Annotated in this window: 16 protein-coding genes; 8 read left to right on the forward strand and 8 right to left on the reverse strand. The window is 48.0% G+C overall.

The features are described from left to right. Positions 1–17: 17 nt before the first annotated feature. Positions 18–1,208, reverse strand: a complete 1,191-nt coding sequence (locus ACY2RR_RS01150; RefSeq protein ID WP_490106293.1) for an alpha/beta hydrolase — start codon at positions 1,206–1,208, stop codon at positions 18–20. Between the two features lie 184 nt (positions 1,209–1,392). On the opposite strand from ACY2RR_RS01150, the gene ACY2RR_RS01155 reads away from it, so the two are divergent. Then, positions 1,393–3,690, forward strand: coding sequence for a hypothetical protein (locus tag ACY2RR_RS01155; protein WP_490106294.1), 2,298 nt, complete (start codon positions 1,393–1,395; stop codon positions 3,688–3,690). Positions 3,691–3,728: 38 nt separating this feature from the next. Here the strand turns inward: ACY2RR_RS01155 and tatA are convergent, their stop codons facing one another. From tatA to ACY2RR_RS01185, 6 genes are read right to left on the reverse strand one after another with little or no spacing between them, the layout of a single operon-like run. After that, the gene (gene tatA, locus ACY2RR_RS01160) at positions 3,729–3,896 is read right to left on the reverse strand and encodes a twin-arginine translocase TatA/TatE family subunit (RefSeq protein ID WP_490106295.1); all 168 of its coding nucleotides are present in this window, start codon (positions 3,894–3,896) and stop codon (positions 3,729–3,731) included. Between the two features lie 11 nt (positions 3,897–3,907). Continuing rightward, positions 3,908–4,468 carry a ferredoxin-type protein NapF gene (locus tag ACY2RR_RS01165; protein ID WP_490106296.1) on the reverse strand — a complete coding sequence of 187 codons (561 nt, stop codon included), beginning with the start codon at positions 4,466–4,468 and terminating at the stop codon, positions 3,908–3,910. Next, on the reverse strand, positions 4,468–5,124 hold the full coding sequence (locus ACY2RR_RS01170) for a TorD/DmsD family molecular chaperone (protein ID WP_490106297.1): 657 nt from the start codon (positions 5,122–5,124) through the stop codon (positions 4,468–4,470). The genes ACY2RR_RS01165 and ACY2RR_RS01170 overlap by 1 nt, the downstream gene beginning before the upstream one ends. 2 nt (positions 5,125–5,126) lie before the next feature. After that, positions 5,127–5,972 carry a dimethyl sulfoxide reductase anchor subunit family protein gene (locus ACY2RR_RS01175; RefSeq protein WP_490106298.1) on the reverse strand — a complete coding sequence of 282 codons (846 nt, stop codon included), beginning with the start codon at positions 5,970–5,972 and terminating at the stop codon, positions 5,127–5,129. After that, complete coding sequence (locus ACY2RR_RS01180) at positions 5,972–6,592, reverse strand: DMSO/selenate family reductase complex B subunit (protein ID WP_490106299.1); 621 nt, start codon at positions 6,590–6,592, stop codon at positions 5,972–5,974. The genes ACY2RR_RS01175 and ACY2RR_RS01180 overlap by 1 nt, the downstream gene beginning before the upstream one ends. A gap of 15 nt (positions 6,593–6,607) precedes the next feature. Further along, entirely contained in the window at positions 6,608–9,049 is a 2,442-nt protein-coding gene (locus ACY2RR_RS01185) for a DMSO/selenate family reductase complex A subunit (RefSeq protein ID WP_490106300.1), read from the reverse strand. A 277-nt stretch (positions 9,050–9,326) separates the two neighbouring features. Between ACY2RR_RS01185 and ACY2RR_RS01190 the strand changes: the two genes are divergently transcribed. Further along, positions 9,327–9,968 (forward strand): putative periplasmic lipoprotein, encoded by a 642-nt coding sequence (locus ACY2RR_RS01190; protein WP_490106301.1) that lies wholly within the window; start codon positions 9,327–9,329, stop codon positions 9,966–9,968. Between the two features lie 49 nt (positions 9,969–10,017). Here the strand turns inward: ACY2RR_RS01190 and ACY2RR_RS01195 are convergent, their stop codons facing one another. Then, positions 10,018–11,715 carry an endonuclease/exonuclease/phosphatase family protein gene (locus ACY2RR_RS01195; RefSeq protein ID WP_490106302.1) on the reverse strand — a complete coding sequence of 566 codons (1,698 nt, stop codon included), beginning with the start codon at positions 11,713–11,715 and terminating at the stop codon, positions 10,018–10,020. A 358-nt stretch (positions 11,716–12,073) separates the two neighbouring features. On the opposite strand from ACY2RR_RS01195, the gene ACY2RR_RS01200 reads away from it, so the two are divergent. The 6 genes from ACY2RR_RS01200 (at position 12,074) to ACY2RR_RS01225 (ending at position 16,753) form a co-directional block, all read left to right on the forward strand. Beyond that, a complete protein-coding gene (locus ACY2RR_RS01200; RefSeq protein ID WP_490106303.1) occupies positions 12,074–12,826 on the forward strand; it encodes a response regulator transcription factor in 753 nt (250 codons plus the stop codon). Between the two features lie 115 nt (positions 12,827–12,941). After that, positions 12,942–14,297 carry a reductive dehalogenase gene (locus ACY2RR_RS01205; protein WP_490106304.1) on the forward strand — a complete coding sequence of 452 codons (1,356 nt, stop codon included), beginning with the start codon at positions 12,942–12,944 and terminating at the stop codon, positions 14,295–14,297. 12 nt (positions 14,298–14,309) lie between these two features. Continuing rightward, a complete protein-coding gene (locus ACY2RR_RS01210) occupies positions 14,310–14,603 on the forward strand; it encodes a hypothetical protein (protein WP_490106305.1) in 294 nt (97 codons plus the stop codon). Between the two features lie 55 nt (positions 14,604–14,658). Continuing rightward, positions 14,659–15,915: an FMN-binding protein gene (locus ACY2RR_RS01215; RefSeq protein WP_490106306.1), complete on the forward strand. Its 1,257-nt coding sequence runs from the start codon at positions 14,659–14,661 to the stop codon at positions 15,913–15,915. Next, positions 15,915–16,040, forward strand: coding sequence for a hypothetical protein (locus ACY2RR_RS01220; protein WP_490106307.1), 126 nt, complete (start codon positions 15,915–15,917; stop codon positions 16,038–16,040). Before ACY2RR_RS01215 ends, ACY2RR_RS01220 begins: the two co-directional genes overlap by 1 nt. 11 nt (positions 16,041–16,051) lie before the next feature. Then, positions 16,052–16,753 carry a tetratricopeptide repeat protein gene (locus tag ACY2RR_RS01225; RefSeq protein WP_490106308.1) on the forward strand — a complete coding sequence of 234 codons (702 nt, stop codon included), beginning with the start codon at positions 16,052–16,054 and terminating at the stop codon, positions 16,751–16,753. Positions 16,754–16,761: the final 8 nt, after the last annotated feature.

Here is a 16,761-nt window from a genome sequence, read left to right on the forward strand (position 1 = left end):
AACCCCAAATTCTGATTTTATGGTGTTGTAAGATCAAACACCTCGGTGATCTCATTCATCATCTGATCAAAAACCGGATTAAAAGTCAGCCGTGCGTGAATCTTACCCTCTTCCCTGTAGTCATAAGCACCATACCAGACAGGCTTCCCACTTAAACAATATTGTTCAGCACCTTCCACTTCCTGACCATTATGACAAATCCGTTCGCTGCCATTGATGCCGTAGTAGGGGTTATCTGGAGAGAACAGCATTCCCATATGAGACATACTGCTAACCCGCATTTCAGGTATGCGGCTGTTCACCGTGATAATTCTTCCGCTTTCTCCAGAAGGAGTTGAGCCAAACCACATCAGTCGACTGTCTGGATTGGTAAAGCGGGTTGCGAATAGTTCTTTAATTGCCTGGGTATCCAAAACACTGTCGTGTTCTGTCAACACCATAAACACTGGCCGTTTAAACGTGCTCTGATCCAAAGTTTCCAGTGTTTCTTTACTGCTCCAGTAATACTGTGCAAAACCGTTGGTTGATGTGGTTCTGTAACGGGCATAGTTAGTGGCAGACTCTGGATCACTAACCATTATCCAGTCCTGAAACTGAGCCAATGCCGGGGTTAAGAACAGAAATGGTTCATTGGATTGAAATCCAGGTGAAAACAGCATTAAGCCTTTGATGTCTTTGTCTTCAGCGGCATACAGATAAGCAAGGTTTCCTCCTGTGGAGAACCCTCCGAGATAAACTTCATCAACATCTTGTTTTAACAGCGCAACCTGTTTATCTACCAGCGACTGCCAATCATCAAAATCAGCATTGATCATATCCCCTGGGCGGGTTCCATGACCGGAGAGCAAAACCGTTCTTACCAGAAAACCTTGTTCTGCCAGCTCAGGGGCAATATCCACAAATGACCAGGGGGAATCTCCTAACCCATGAATCAGCAAAATGCCTTTACTCTCAGCGGGAGAAGCATCGGGCTTCAGCTCAAAAGGCAGATTAGCCTTAAGTTCCTCATCTTTATTATCCGTTAGAAAATACCGGTTCTCGGCAACTTCACTCTCAACAAGTGATGCGTACTCCTTGAACGAAGTGTACTGACTTACCGGCTGAACATCTGATGCCAGAAACAGTGGATGATCAGGTGCCGACTGGCAACCTGCCAGAAATACAGCTATCAGTAACAACGGCCTGTTGCGGAGAAACTTGTTATGCATAACGGTTCATAAAGGGCTCACTATGGGATAGTGATAACGATATCAGTTCAAAGGTGAACAGAAGCTGAATAGTTTTTGTTTAATACTCATTCCCTGATATTCCTAACCTTCTGGTTACTGACTTCCTGAGAGCAACCTTTTTAAATCTATCCCATTTATCATCCTGATACTGTGGGATACCTACATGGAAGGAGCAAAACGAAGGCCAAACTCTGCAACGGTCCCTACCAGAAAGGGGTCAAGGGACAGAGTATCCCAAACACCGGAAAGGCAGCATCCATTCCTGAAATCCAGTTCTGCCTCTGCGCTGGAAATGCCCGTTACTGTTGGATCACCGCCTCATCGTAACAGAACCACAGATTCAGCCAGTTCCCTGCCTCACCTTACCCGACAGGCTTTTCACGCTTCGATTGAAGAATGTCGATTAAACACCGTAGCCTGTGACGAGCCAAAAGATATAGAGCTGCGCAATCAACTGTGCCAACAACTGTGGGATGCAGAGCACGAATACAAAACCACCTGTGAAGATGCCTGCGAGCAAGTGCAACTGCACGCAACCTCAAAATTTTGTTGTTTAATAAATTCAGTATTTCTTCAGGCAAAAAACAAAAGCTATACCGATTTGGAAGAGCTTTGCCGGCGTAAGCGAAGAAAGCTGGAAACCACTCTCCGTAAAACTTTACACATCAACGTAAAAAACCCCATCACCAATCTGGTTACAACAGAGCATGGGGGTGAGCACACGCTGGTGCCCAACTTTGCCAGTGGCGCAATGTCCACGCTTATGAGGGTAACGGGAGAAGGGCTCGACATAGTCGCAAAACCTCTCTGCGTTAAAGCTGATTCCACAGAACCGATGACATTTTCTGGTATCCCGGAAGAGCATCCCCGTTTTGGCATACGCTCCCGTTCGTTTTATGAAACCGCAAAACGTCTGGAACAAACGGCATTAGTTCCGGGAACACAGCTGGTATTGGTGAACGGCATTCCCTGTCTGGCTCAGGATTTTATTGAAGGCGAAGAAGCCCTGCACACGGAACGAAGACGGGTGGATGATTCCGACCTTATGGCTTTGATCAGAGAGATTGAAAGCAAACAAGCCGATCTTGGCCAGCATTTCGAGATGAAAGATCAGGCCAGACAAAAAGATTTAGATGTTTTCACTCGCGCCCAGATAGCGTCCTACCAAGAACTGGCTACGATGCTGATAGATGAAGAGCTGGAAAACAGGATTCATATTCAGGTTCCTTCTGATCATATTGAGGAACTCTCTGCATGCCTGGAATCCCATAACATTCAGGGCCTTGCCAGTATGTTTCGCAGCAAAAAAATACACCTGAACAGCCACGATGAATTTCTTGCCGGGCTGGCGCGAAGCAACAAGCTCTACCGCATTCATAAAATCGCTCAGGCAAACCTGAACATTGATTTTTCAACGCCCGGCATGCAAAGGAAAATGGCTATCATCCATATTCTTGATTTATTAACCGGTCAGGTTGATCGGCACCTTGGCAACATCCGTTACCGCCTGCTGCCGAACGGAGATTACGAGCCGGTTTGTATCGACAATGACCTTTGTTTTGGCTGCCAGTTTACCGGTGTTTCTGAAGGGGTTCTTTTTCAAACTGGATTCCAGGGCCCAAAACATCGCCCCCTATTATTTGACGCGACATTTGCAGAGGTGTTCTGCCAACACAGCTGGGATGACTGGCGAGAGATGCTGGAGCAGTGCGGGTTACAGGATGAGGAAATTCATTCTGCCCAGCGACGTTTTGTTCAGCTATCAAGCGCAATAAACAATGCCCGCCGCCGAACTCTCGGGCAAATTGATGAACACACGACAAAGTGTGAGCTGGTATCAGACTGGAATGACCAGACCTACCGACGCATACTCAGCTGCAAACCCGTTAATAGTTACACTGCTCATCACGCCCTTGCCCGTGTGGCCGCTGCACAATCTTCAGATAAATTTGTTCAGCTTCTATATGCCAGTCTTGAAGGTAATGGGGCTTTGGTGCGGGATTGTCTTTACGCAAAAGGCGGTATTTATTTCCTCGGGCCAAAGCGCACAGAACTTCTTCGCGCTGATGCAAAAAAAGCACAACCGGTATTAATGAGAGAAGCTTTGGAATATCCCGAATATTCAAAGGTGCTGGAGCTATACAGTGAAGGTGCGGATGACAAAATATTCTGCCAGCTTTTGAGAGCGGATCTTGAGGGGAAAAAGAAAATTATCAGTCTGGCGACTGATAAAGAAGCAGCAACCATAGCAAGAGCCGCGGCTCAGGATTTTATTTCCAGAGCGGCCAGAGAACACTCTGAACTTCTTACGGAATCGCTTGAAGGCAGTCCCTGTTTAACCAGTGATCTGGCGGTACTGATCAGTGAATCTCTGAGGGGAACAGACCCCCTGACACAACAACAAAACAGATTATCAGACATGGTTCAGGTGACCATCGACAATCTATTCGCCGATATTTAAAAGGATTCACCCTGTCGGAAAACAGGGTGTGAAAGACATTATTCGCCTTTCTTCTCTTCATCTTCATCCTTAATGGCCTTACGGAATCCTTTCAGGGCTTCCCCAAGATCTTCACCCATGCTGCCAAGACGCTTGGTGCCAAACAGGACAACAACAATAGCCAGAACAATCAGCAGCTGAGGCATGCTGATACCACCAAATCCCATATCAAAAACCTCTACTGGCTTATCTTTTGAATCTCAAACACACGGCTGTAACAACTTAGTGAGCAAGCGCCACAACCGGTACAACTCTGGGCATCAATCACAGGGGCAGATTTATCTGCCAAAGTAATAGACTGCTCCGGGCAACTATCCGCGCATATATCGCAGGGCATTCCAAGGGTTCTGCTGCACTGACCAGTTACCACTGCCACAGCCTGAACCTTACTGCCCAATTCGCGATCCAGAGCCCCTGTTGGACATACCTCTACACATTTGCCACAAAAGGTGCACTCGCCATAATCAAGGTTCAGAAGCGGGACACCATTCAGGGCCTCTTCATCGCTGACCAAAGGTTTAAGAACACGCTCCGGGCAAATATCCTGACACAGGGTACAACGATCACACAGGGCCAGAAAACTGCGGTTATCCCTAGCCCAGGGTGGTCTGGGCAAAGGGGTTTCCGGCACGATTTTCTCTTTCACATTTTCTGCTTCAGAGCGACCGCCCAGCATACGGAATAATCCCCGACGACTTATGCCTGAGGATTGTTCTTCTGCTACTTCCAGATCAGCCATTAACGGTATAACCGCACTTTATCAGCTTCGGCATCAACGGTTTTGGCTATTGCCTGCAGTACACCCGCTGTCAGCATTCCCAGACCTTTGTAGAAGTCTGTAACAGCATGCTCCTGAACCAGCTCACAGAGCCGTGGAGCCCAAGTCAGCAAGTGCTCACTTAAAAATGCACGTAAGGTACAGAAGACCGGCTGAACAGATTGTTCATCATCCAAAGCCAGCCCCTGCTCTCCTAACCAGGCAATAAACGCAAACATCAAACCAATATGGTCGTCTGGTTCGCGCTCATCAGTTTCCAGTTCCATACCGTTCTGGCGGTAGAAGTCACGCACGGCCAGTGTCGTATCACCGAAAGTCGTCTGTTCTTCGGTCAGATAAACCGATCCCCAGGGAGCCGCCTTTAAACGGTCAGGCCCAACAAACAGATCGGCATAATCAAACTTCAGCGCCTGAGAGTCAGCTTTTAAACCTGCACGCATCAACGCCAGACCTTGTTGAACGTCTGGCTGATCTGCAGCCAGAGGCCACTCGGCCAGAAGTTCATCCAGTTCTTCAGCGGATTCCATTTGCAGAGGCCGGTGCCAGAGCTGCCAGAAGACCCGCCCGGCAATAACAAAACGGGCCAGTTGCTCCTGTAAGGATCGGTTATCTGCCATATTTACATCACTTGAGTTTGCAGTAAGTCGTAGAAGAAAATGCGTTCCAGAATTTCACCGCCCAGCACCAGAACAAAACCGATAAAGGCGCTGAAACGGGCATCGTGACCACGAATAGCTGGAGCAACCCACCACAACAGGCCAGCCAGAACCAAACCAGCATGGAGATATACAGCCAGTGCGGCGCTATCGCCCATTCCGTAAATAATACCGAGGTCAACCAGACGCTGGAGGAACAGTACAGTGACCAAGGTGAGCAGAACAATAGCGATTAACCCCGCCCAACCAATCACTTTACGCGCCATATCTTTCAGATCACCTAAGCGATCATTGCGACGCAAGAACAACATGGCTGCCAGGCTGCTGCCAGTTGCCAGCGCACTCTGGTAGAACTGCATGGAAGTCAGGGGAGTATCCCAGGCACCAACCGCTGGCAGGGTGTAAACATTGGCAATGGCTTGCACCAGCCCAATAGCCAGAACAATGCCCAGTAACAACAACCAACTGCCGACTGTGCTTTCTTTCTGGCTACGCATCTGCAAAGCAGTGAACAGGAACAGAACACCACCAAAAGCACTGACAGAAACAATCTCCAGGCTCAGTGGAGACGCATGCTCCAGTCCGTACATCACATTCATGGCTCGCAGAGGCTGACCAAGGTGAGTCGTGGATGCCACCATGGCAAAAGCCAGAGCAACAAGAGCAATGATGTAACCCTTATTCAGAGCCATCACCTGACCTGTACGCAGATCAAGGTTGGAACGCATCTGAGTAAGACCGGTTACAGCAAACAGGCCTGCGGCACACTGTGCGAATACAGTGAAAATTACCAGAGACATGTTTTCCATCACTTCACCTCCCGCTTGTTCTGTACGCTACCGATATGGTCACCGCTTGGCTTAGCGGAAGCGCTGGCGGTTACAATCAGGTTCGGGTTAGTCTGCTTGGCACTTGGCAGAGGCGCGATACTGGCTTCATTGCCGTACTTTTTGCGCAGTTCTTCCACAGGACCAAAACCCAGAACCCGCAGTGGGCAGGATTCCACACAGATTGGCTTCTTGCCTTCTTCCAGGCGCTCATAGCAGCCGTGACACTTGCTCATCACTTTCTTTTCAGCGTCATACTGTGGCGCACCGTAAGGGCAGGCCATGGAACAGTACTGACAACCCACACAACGATCCTGATCCACTACAACCAGACCATCTTTTTCACGCTTGTGCATAGCGCCAGTTGGGCAGGCTTTAGTACAGGCTGGCGTATCACAATGGTTGCAGCTGATAGACATGTAGTAGGTAAACACATCGTTTTCCCAGCTACCGTCTTCACCCTGTTTCCAGTCACCACCGCCGTATTCATACACACGACGCCAGTCACGATCGGTACCGATGTCGTAGCGATCCTTACAAGACATTGCACAGGTTTTACAGCCAGTGCAGCGGCTGCTGTCGATATAAAATCCGTATTGCATTCGTCAGACTCCCACTCAGGCCTTCTCGATTTCCACCAGGTTACTGTGCTGCGGATTTCCCTTTGCCAGGGAAGAAGGCCGCTGCGTGGTCAGGGTGTTCATACAGGCACCGATATCCACACCTTTTTTATTTGGTGTGTACCAGGCGCCCTGCCCCATGGCGACAACACCAGGCATGATGCGTGGGGATACTTTCGCTACCACACGAATCTCGCCACGGTCGTTCCACACTTTCAGCGTGTCACCGTCGTTAATGCCGCGAGTTTTGGCATCAACTGGGTTTACCAGAATCTCCTGACGGTTAGCGTCGTGCAGAACATCAACGTTGCCGTAGGTGGAGTGGGTGCGGGACTTGTAGTGGAAACCAAACATCTGCAGCGGGTATTTGTCTGCATGAGGGGCTTCGTGGCCTTCCCACATGGATACATACTCAGGCAGAGGCTTGATGTATTCGTCGTCTTTCAGAGTCCAGCTCTTGGACAACTCTGCCAAACGCTCGGAGTAGATCTCGATCTTGCCAGATGGTGTTGCCAGTGGATTGGCTTCTGGATCATCACGGAATGCCTTGTACTGAACATGAGGCTGACCAGGGTTCTTTTTCTTCACAATACCTTTTTCAACAAAGGTCGCGAAGTCTGGCAATTCCGGGTTGTTCTTGCGGGCGTTGGAGTAAATAAACTCCAGCCATTGCTGCTGGGTACGACCTTCGGTGAATTTCTCTTTCACACCCAGACGTTCGGCAATATCGGCACACATATCGTAAACCGGGCGACATTCGTGCAGAGGCTTGATCGCCTGACTGCAGCAGATGGCGTATCCCATGTTGCCGGCACTGCCCTGAGTGGCGAAATCCATCTGCTCAGCGATGGTCAGGTCTGGCAACAGAATGTCGGCAACGCGGGCAGAAGCAGTCATGTGGTTATCAATCACCACAATCATTTCGCACTTGCTGTCGTCTGCCAGAATCTCGTGGGTACGGTTGATCTGGCCGTGCTGATTCACCAGGCAGTTACCGGCGTAGTTCCAGATAAACTTGATAGGTGAGGTAAGCTTTTCAACACCACGGATACCGTCGGTTTTATCAGTCATTTCATCATGACGGATAATGGCATCTGTCCACATAAACATGGGGATAGACGCCTGCACCGGGTTGCTCAGCTTGGGGAAGGAAGCAAACGGCATGTAGTAACCGCCTTCACGGGCACCGGTGTTACCACCGTGAATACCTACGTTGCCGGTCATTACAGAGAGCATGGAAACTGCACGGCAGCTGTGCTCACCATTGACGTGACGCTGCATACCCCAGCCCTGAGCGATATAGCAAGGCTTGGCACCGGCAATTTCGCGGGCCAGACGGGTAATAGTCTTGGCAGGAACACCACAGATTTTTGCTGCCCACTCTGGCGTCTTCGGCGTTTTGTCTTCGCCCTTACCCTTGATGTAAGACACCCAGGAGGCCCCCTTGGGAGCAGACTCAGGTAGAGAGTTTTCGTCGTAGCCGATGGTGTAACGATTCAGGAATTCGTGATCCACCAGGTCTTCAATGATCATCACGTAAGCCATACCGGCTACAAATGCAGCATCGGTACCAGGGCGAACAGGCACCCACTCATCTTTCTCACCCAGCAGGTTAGTGTCAGTCAAACGCGGATCAACACAGATCATGCGAGCGCCACTACGACGGCGGGCTTCCTGCAGATGATAGGTAACACCGCCGCCACTCATGCGAGTCTCGGCCGGGTTATTACCGAAATAAACCACCAGCTCGGTGTTTTCAATATCGGTCACACAGTTACCACCCACCCAGCTACCACCAAACATATAAGGCAGGCCAACAGCGATCTGGGCTGTGGAGTAGTCACCATAGTGGTTCAGGTAACCACCATAGGCATTCATCAAGCGGGCAACCATGGTGCTGGAAGGCGGCCAGGATTTGGTCACAGTTCCGCCCAGAGTACCGGTACCGTAGTTCAGATATACGGCTTCGTTACCGTATTCACCAACAATTCGCTTCAGGCTGCCGGCAACGGTATCCAAAGCTTCATCCCAGCTGATGCGCTCAAAGCGGCCTTCGCCACGTTTGCCCACACGCTTCATTGGGTATTTGATGCGGTCAGGGTTGTATACGCGCTTACGAATAGAGCGGCCACGCAAACAGGCACGAACCTGGTGTTCACCCCACTCTTTGTCGTCACCGGTATTATCGGTTTCAACCCATTTGATCACGTCATCGGAGACATGCATTTTAACCGGGCAGCGGCTGCCACAGTTCACAGTACAGGAAGACCAGACAACCTTATCTGTACTCTTTTCACTTGTTTTCTTATTGGAAGCAACGGCTTTGAAAGGTAAGCCGGAACCCATAACTGCGGCGGCACCGCCTGCAGCTGAACTCCATTTCATAAAGGTACGACGGCCCAGAACGGAGCTAAACACACGTTTAATAGTGTCAGACATGGCAATTCTTCACGGGTGATAATATGCGCCAGCGATGACTATTTGCTGGCACAATAATCACACATGAAATGTAAGGGCTTTGTACTGATATACGACAATAGGTATAGAAAGCACACAAAGGAATTACCACCATAGTGGTACGGCATTCACCAACCTATCAACAGCTCACAACAAATTCCGACACAATAAAAACACCTTCGAAAATTTTCTTTCAAATTATGCATTCAACATTAAAATCGGTAATTCAATTAACAAAAAAAAGACAGAAGAATTTATAATGAGAAAATTTGTAGTCGTTTTGTTTGCGTCATTGCTGATGGCAGGGTGTGGTGCAAAAAAACAGATTGTAGTGACCGAAAATTCATACAGTTCTAATGTCTACCCATCCATAAATATTTACCTTCCTGAAAAATTTAAAATAGTTCCTGTCTATAAAGGCAGCGAACGAAGCCAATACGTTGATGCTTTTGGAAGCAGTATTTTGTTTACCCGCAGTAATAGTTGGCTTACACGAAACAGTAACGACAATGTAGAAGTTTATTTATCTTTTGAGGACATGCGGGTACCACGCAGAAATGCCATCTGGCTTCCTCTGAAAAAAACAGATCCCAAGTCCTGCTTTGGCGACGAGACAATCATTAAAGATGTAACATTTGAATCCTGTGTGTTCGAAGAGCCAATCAGTGAAAAAAGAAGAGGGAGCTGGGAATCCGCTGGAATGACCATTGATCTCGGCGCACTGTGCTTCCGCACAGTTCTTTTGCAGTACTTACCAGGCAACCATGAAACAAGAAAGCTTTTGATCAACTACACCAAGCCAGGAGCCTGCAGCCACCCAATGACTAACGAAGAGAAAGAAGATCTTTTAAACGAAGTTATTGAGGTTCTGGAGGGCAAACCAACATCAATCATGGCCTGATAAAAAAATACCTCCCTTCCCTGAATTAGAGAGAAGGGAGGTATTTAGATTAAGGACGAATCATTTCAAAAGTCTGCTTTGAACCAATCGACCATGAGCCGGCACTCAAACCAGCACCACCACCGAAGTCTGCTCGCAGATAACGACCATTAGCCGCTCGTAATGCAACTCGCCCGTTACCAAGATCAGTAATTTCAAAAGTTTCACGGCTTCCAATCTTGGTACCGTTAACTTTCAAAGTTCCAAACAGCTTGGAATCAAGACGAACAAAATGACCGTCACGGGCTTTCAGCGCAATCTTGTTATATCCAACCTGTACAACCTGAAAACTTTCCCAGGTTCCAATCTGGCTGGAACCTGCAGAAATAAAACTGCCACCACCACTCATAGCCCTCATGTAATGACCATTACGGGTTTTGAAATGCACAATGTCTCCATCGTAAGGGAAAAGAGAACGCGAAGGTTCGGCCGCTGTTGGAAACTTGAAAGCACCGTTCACTGCATAATGATCAGAGAGATCCCACTCTCCCCACAGGCTAGGGGCACTGCTGCGAGGCGCAAAGGCATAGTTTACAGACTCAACCGGATTCAGGTTATCCCTGCCATAGAGTACATAATCGAGATACTCAACAAAGGGAGCATCGGCCCAGACATTCACCCGGCTGTCATAAGTAGCAGTCAACCCAGTGTTAGCTGGCTCAACAGCTTTCAGGCTGATCAGCATCTGCTCACGATCCTGAGGCAGGGTCAGCTTGTTAACATTAAAGTCTCCCCCCATTAACACAGGCTCATCAGCGGGAATGTTTTTGGAGCGCACAAACTCACCCATCTGCGCAATCTGTGCCATTCGAGCCGCACGATTTGGCGCATCATCAGACGACTGGGTATGAGTACCAAAAATATGGTAAGGCTGACCTTTCTTGTTGATTTTTACATAAATAACCGCACGGGAGGCTGCACATTGAATACCATCACAGGTGTCGTAGAACTCCACATCTTCTTCAAGAATCGGCCACCGGGAAACGATTCGGTTGCCGGATTCCATCAGCTTGCCAACTTTAAAGGCTTTACCTGTTTGATAAGGGTATTCAGCACGAATTGCCGCTCTCAGCTTATCGCTGGGAATATCATCAAACAGTTCTGAGAATACAATGGCATCGTAGCCTTTCAGATGAGCAGGGATTTCTTCAAACCGCTCAGGAATCTTTTTGGCTCCAAAAACTGTGATTCCCCAGGCATTGTATGCCAGAAGGTTCAGTGTATTGGCGGGAGTTTCCGGAACAACAACAGGCTTGGGAGTAATGACATAATTGATCTTGTCACCCTCAATATTCTGAGCCACTTCAACAGCCTGCCCTCCGAAGTCTCCATCTATACGACGAATGTTGCTACCGCTGTATAATGGCAACTGAAAGCCATCACCATAGGCTCCGGCAGATACTGAGTTCCCGCTTAGCTCCTGCACCAATTGCAGTGAAGTATCAGTAGCAGCAAGAGTTGTTACGAACCGAGCATTGTGATCGGTATCTGAAATAGAAAGAACTTCTTCAGTGGCTAATGGTGGCAGTGTCGTTACCTGTTGTTGGTAACCATCATTTTCACCATATACAGCCGTAGATAACGTGACTGGTTCGCCAGTGCTGTTGGTTAGAAATATACGAGTGTCCGCCTGAGCACCAAATGTCGCAACGGCAAGAGCTGAGCCCAACAAACGCCCATAAAGAGAAGGGAAAAAATGGGGTAGCATGAATTGTCCTGTCTGTTGTTATTTTTCGCAGGTGCTGGCTTTTTATTATTCTTTGATACCAGCACGACGATACTACGACACTATGCAAGTGCGCGAATTGGCGATTATTCAGACAGTTTGTGACAAATTAGTGAAGAGCTTTATTTTTGGAGAGAAGATATTAAAAAAAACGCTGTGAGTGACATAAAAAAATTGATTGTAAGTTCAAAAAACATTCACCTTAGAGAAGCATATTTTTTTGAACTCCAAAATATAAATATAGAAAACCATCAGGCTATTGTTTAAGTAAAAACACATAGAGGCAATAGAACACTCTTTGCGGATAATTTCGTTATCAGCATGATCCGGAATGCCATCAATGGACGACATTAATCTGACGATTCAACCATCAAAAAAGTCGTCCCCGCTTGCTCAATTCATATCTGAGGTAGAACACACCGGGCTGATGTCTATCAGTGTGAATGGCCTTCCCACTGATATCACTCCAGAAGAGCAGGTTAAGCTGTTTGATTCCACAGAGCCTACTGGCCTTCGCTACTACGCACCATTTCTGAAAGGTGTTGAACCTGAGTTCGGCACTGGATATATCGGCCAGTTTGCTGCTAAAGACAAAAACTACCTCCGATCCATTGAAGGGCAGAGAGGTTTTTTTTACGACTTTAATATCTCCCCCCGGGGATGCCGGGCATACCATAAACGCTTCAATATCAATTCAACTCTGGTTATTCCAGTCAGCAACCCTCGCTATCAAGACTGGAAAGTGCGCTTTGTTTTTATCAGCCCTCTCGGCACTGAGGAGTTAAAGAGCAATATCAACAAAATGGGTGACGGTTTCTGTCGCAAAGTACGAAACCTCTACCTTGAACTACTGGATCAAAACCACGATCGATTAAATCCTTACTTCATTCATGGTCGCCAAATACATCCTAATGCCGTAAAGATTTTAAAATTGATGGCAGCAGGACATTCCAATAAAGTAATTGCGGATCATTTGCATTTAACAGAGAAAGGTGTGGATTATCATGTTTCCGCTTTAAGAGATCTTCTTAAAGCTCGCAATCGCCCTAATCTTATAAGTCAGGCCTACAAACATGGTCTTTTATTAACCTGAATCTTCTTCTCTATCGACTTACTATCGAAAGTCCCAGTGTTCCCTCTCGATAATCAAAACGACAATGCACGATGAAAAATTCATTGTGGCAGTCATCCTGAGAAAGAGGTCGGGGATGGAAGAAAAAAGTAAACAGACTGAGACAGGGTGTCCTGACAATCCCGGTCGCAGAGGTATTCTTAAGCTGAGCATGCTTGGCGGCGCAGCCTTGATGGCAGGCCCGGCTCTGGCGAATGACCAGAAAACAACGGATACCACCTCCCCGCAAATTCCAATCATGGAACATGATGACTTTCCGCTGGAAGTCAGCTCCGATTACAAACAGTTCAAACCTGAAAACAACGAATTCGTTGTTGATATGAAAAGCAACTTCCAAAAATTCGGGCAGAGCAAACCCAAAGGGCTGGAAAGTGATCACGCCCTTGATGAGAACAAACCTGGTTTTCGCCGTTATGACTATGCCCTAACCGGTGCCCCCTGGAGCTGGAAAGTTCGCAATACCGGGCTGTCCATGTATACCCAACCCCGACAGGGTGAGTTCGGCTGGGATTTCAAACCAACCGGTGAACTCTACAAATTCAAAACACCCAAGCTGGCCGCAGATGTCATCAAGCGTACTGCCAAAATGTATGGCGCAGATCTGGTTGGCATAGCCAAACATGACTGGCGCTGGGACTATGCCCACCATCACGACTTTATTACTAAAAAAACCTACACATGGGACGACTTTCCCTTCAAACCCAAGACCGTCATCGTACTTGCGTTCGAAATGGATTATGAAGCACTGACCGCTGCACCGACTGGTGTTTCTGGAGCGGCTACTGCAATGGGTTATGCCCGTATGTCTCACACGGCTCCAATGCTGGCCGAATTTATACGACAACTGGGTCACAATGCCGTAGCCACCGGCAATGATGTTGGCCTGAGCGTTCCTTATGCTATCGCCGCAGGCCTTGGTGAAGGTTCCCGTATGGGATTGCTGGTCACTTATAAATATGGCCCACGGGTTCGTCTAGCCAAGGTTTATACCGATCTGGAACTGGTGGAATACGACAAGCCCAAAACATTTGGAGTTATGTCTTTCTGCGAACGATGCCAGCGCTGCTCCGATGCCTGCCCGGCTGATGCTTTGAATAAAGATGAGAAAACATCTTTTGGCCCACCAAAAGGTGGCTTCAAGCCATACCATAATCCCGGAGTGAAAAAGTGGTACAACGACGCAGAAAAATGCAGGGATTACTGGTATGAAAGCGATACCGATTGCGCCACCTGCATAACGTCCTGCCCATACAATAAACCTGATTTCTGGCAGCACCGGATGATTGAAAAGCTCAACACCATCGCTCCCGGCCCTATGCATACATTCATGCGGGAGATGGATATCTGGTTCGGCTTTGGCAATACCTTTAGCGAAGAGTCGGTGAACAAGTTCTGGGATCCAGTCGGCCGAGAATACGACGGTCGCAGTTAACAGGAGAAGATTATGTTTCTGGGAATATTCAGCGGCATCGAAGTATTGTTTTTCTACCTTGGCGCTTTAACAACTCTCGCGGCTGTTAGCCTTATCAGCTTGCGCCATTTTCACAAAACCAGTGTGAAATCTACCGTTGTTTTGGCTTTGGGGTTAGCGGTTACAATCTTTGGCATCGCCTGGTCTGTCAGCTCTGTTCTCGAAGGGGAACCACAGGCGGGCAGCATGGGATTAATGGTTATTCTTCTGCCGGGTCTCGCCATCAGCACACTGGGCGCACGACTGGCCTGGCAATCTCGAAGCTGATAATTGAAACAATCAGGGCTCCTTTTCGGGGGTCCATTAAGCAGCCTATTTGTTTATGCACCAACAATCCTGCTCTGAGCACTGCTCTGGTAAAGAATGCTCTGGTAAAGGGCGCTCTGATAAAGAGTGTTCACGCGCTAAAAAAAAGCCGGGAGCAAAAAAACCTCTCTGGTCGAAATATCTGACCATCGCAGCATGGCTGTCTCTGGCCATAGCGTTTGTATTCGGAAAATTCTTCAATCAACCCGACTTCTCCCAATGGCTCGCAAGCCAATACAGTCTGTATCAGATTGAGGAAATCAGCTCTTCCCCACCCATCTGGAAGCTTGTGAAAGATGGGCAAAGCAGCTGGGTCAGCCTGGCAGAAGCTCAAGGCTATGGCGGCCCGCTAACAGTTGCAACTCATGTTGATGAGCAAGGTAAACTGATCGACATTCAGCTGGTTAACCATGTAGAAACCCGTGCCTATATCAAGAAACTGGAGAACGCCTTTTACTTTCGCCAGTATCCTGAAAAGTCCGTCTCCGATACTTTTATCACTGATAACGATATCGATGTATTGTCTGGCGCAACTATCTCAAGTAATGGTATTGCCCGGGCTGTTCGTTCGGCCAGTCACCATCTTGCCGAGTCCCAACTGGGCATGCAGGCAGACTGGCAACAAGAACCCTGGAGTTTCTCCATCAAAGAGTTTGGCATTATCGGCCTGCTGATATTGTCTTGGCTGGTACTGTTTCTGAAAAACAAGAAGTTGCGCTATGTGTCACTGGGGCTTGGTTTGGCATTTATTGGCTTTCAGTGGAATCTTTCCATTTCTATCTCGCACTTTGCCGGACTCTTGCAGGGCTTTATTCCACCATTCACCCAAAATCCGGCCTGGTGGTTGATGATGGGTGGATCACTGGGAGCCGTCATTCTGCTGGGCAAGAATATTTACTGCACCAATCTCTGCCCTTTCCATGCAGTGCAGGCGATACTGGCAAAAATCAGTGGCCTGAAACTGAAGCCTTCACCAAAGGTTGTTAAAGCTATGAAATACACAGCCAAGATTGGTCTCTGGCTGGCTTTGATGCTGGCATTCCTTTCCGGCAATCCGGTACTGGGTGTGTATGAACCATTCTCCATGATGTTTGCCCTAGAAGGCGCGGGTATGCAGTGGTACATCCTGCCTGCCGTTGTTATCGGCTCTTTCTTTATCCCCGAGTTTTTCTGCAAATACTGGTGCCCGGTTGGCGAAGGTTTTAAGCAGATTCTGAAGTTGCGGGGCAAAGCGAAAAAGCATGTGAATTCACTGTCTGCGAGGCGTACCTGATGAAACCCAACAAGTCTTTGCAGAAGCTGTCTCACAATGCGGCCAATGTCATGGTGTTGATTACAGCGGTTTGTATTTTGTCCTGGCTGTGGCAATCCGCTTCTTCTTATCTGGCAGGGATGTAATAAGCTTCAATATGGAAAACACTGAACACCACAACCCTGAAAAGCTTTTCAATCAGGGTATAGAGCTGCTTATGCAAGAGCAGTTTGAACAGGCGCTGCCATTGTTTGAGCAGGTCACAAAGCTGGTACCTGAGTTTCCCGGCGCCCATTACAATCTTGGTGTTGCTCACAGCAAACTGCATCAGCAGCAGGATGCGTTGGAAGCTTTCCAAAAGGTTATGCAACTTGTCCCTCAAAACAGTGCTGGTTTTATTAATACAGGGAAGTGCCTTCTCAGTCTGGAAAAACCAGAAGAAGCCGTAAGCTTTTTTGAGCAGGCGATAGAACTGGATAAACAACCGGTGCAAGCATGGGCAGGGCTGGCTATTGCTCTTTTCCAGCTGAATCGTTGTTCAGAAGCTTGCCGGTATTTTGAAAAGATACCTTCAGACAGCCATGAATACGGAATGGCACAGTATTATTCCGGTTGCTGTTATCTGGAACTGAACGATATTGAAAAAGCACTAACTTCGCTGGAGAAAGCTCACCAATTACAGCCTGAACAGGCCGAAGTTATGGAGCGGTTGTTTGAAGCTTTATGTGCAGGGGATCTTTACGCTCAGGCACTGGATTTGATGAATCGTTTAAAGGTGAAGGATCCCTCTGCACCTGCACGTCATAAAAGCCATATTGAGCAAGCCCGGCAGGCTATTTTGATTCCCTTAACCCAGTAGCCCTTATA

It is taken from the genome of Parendozoicomonas sp. 2304DJ65-17 (genome assembly GCF_058148445.1).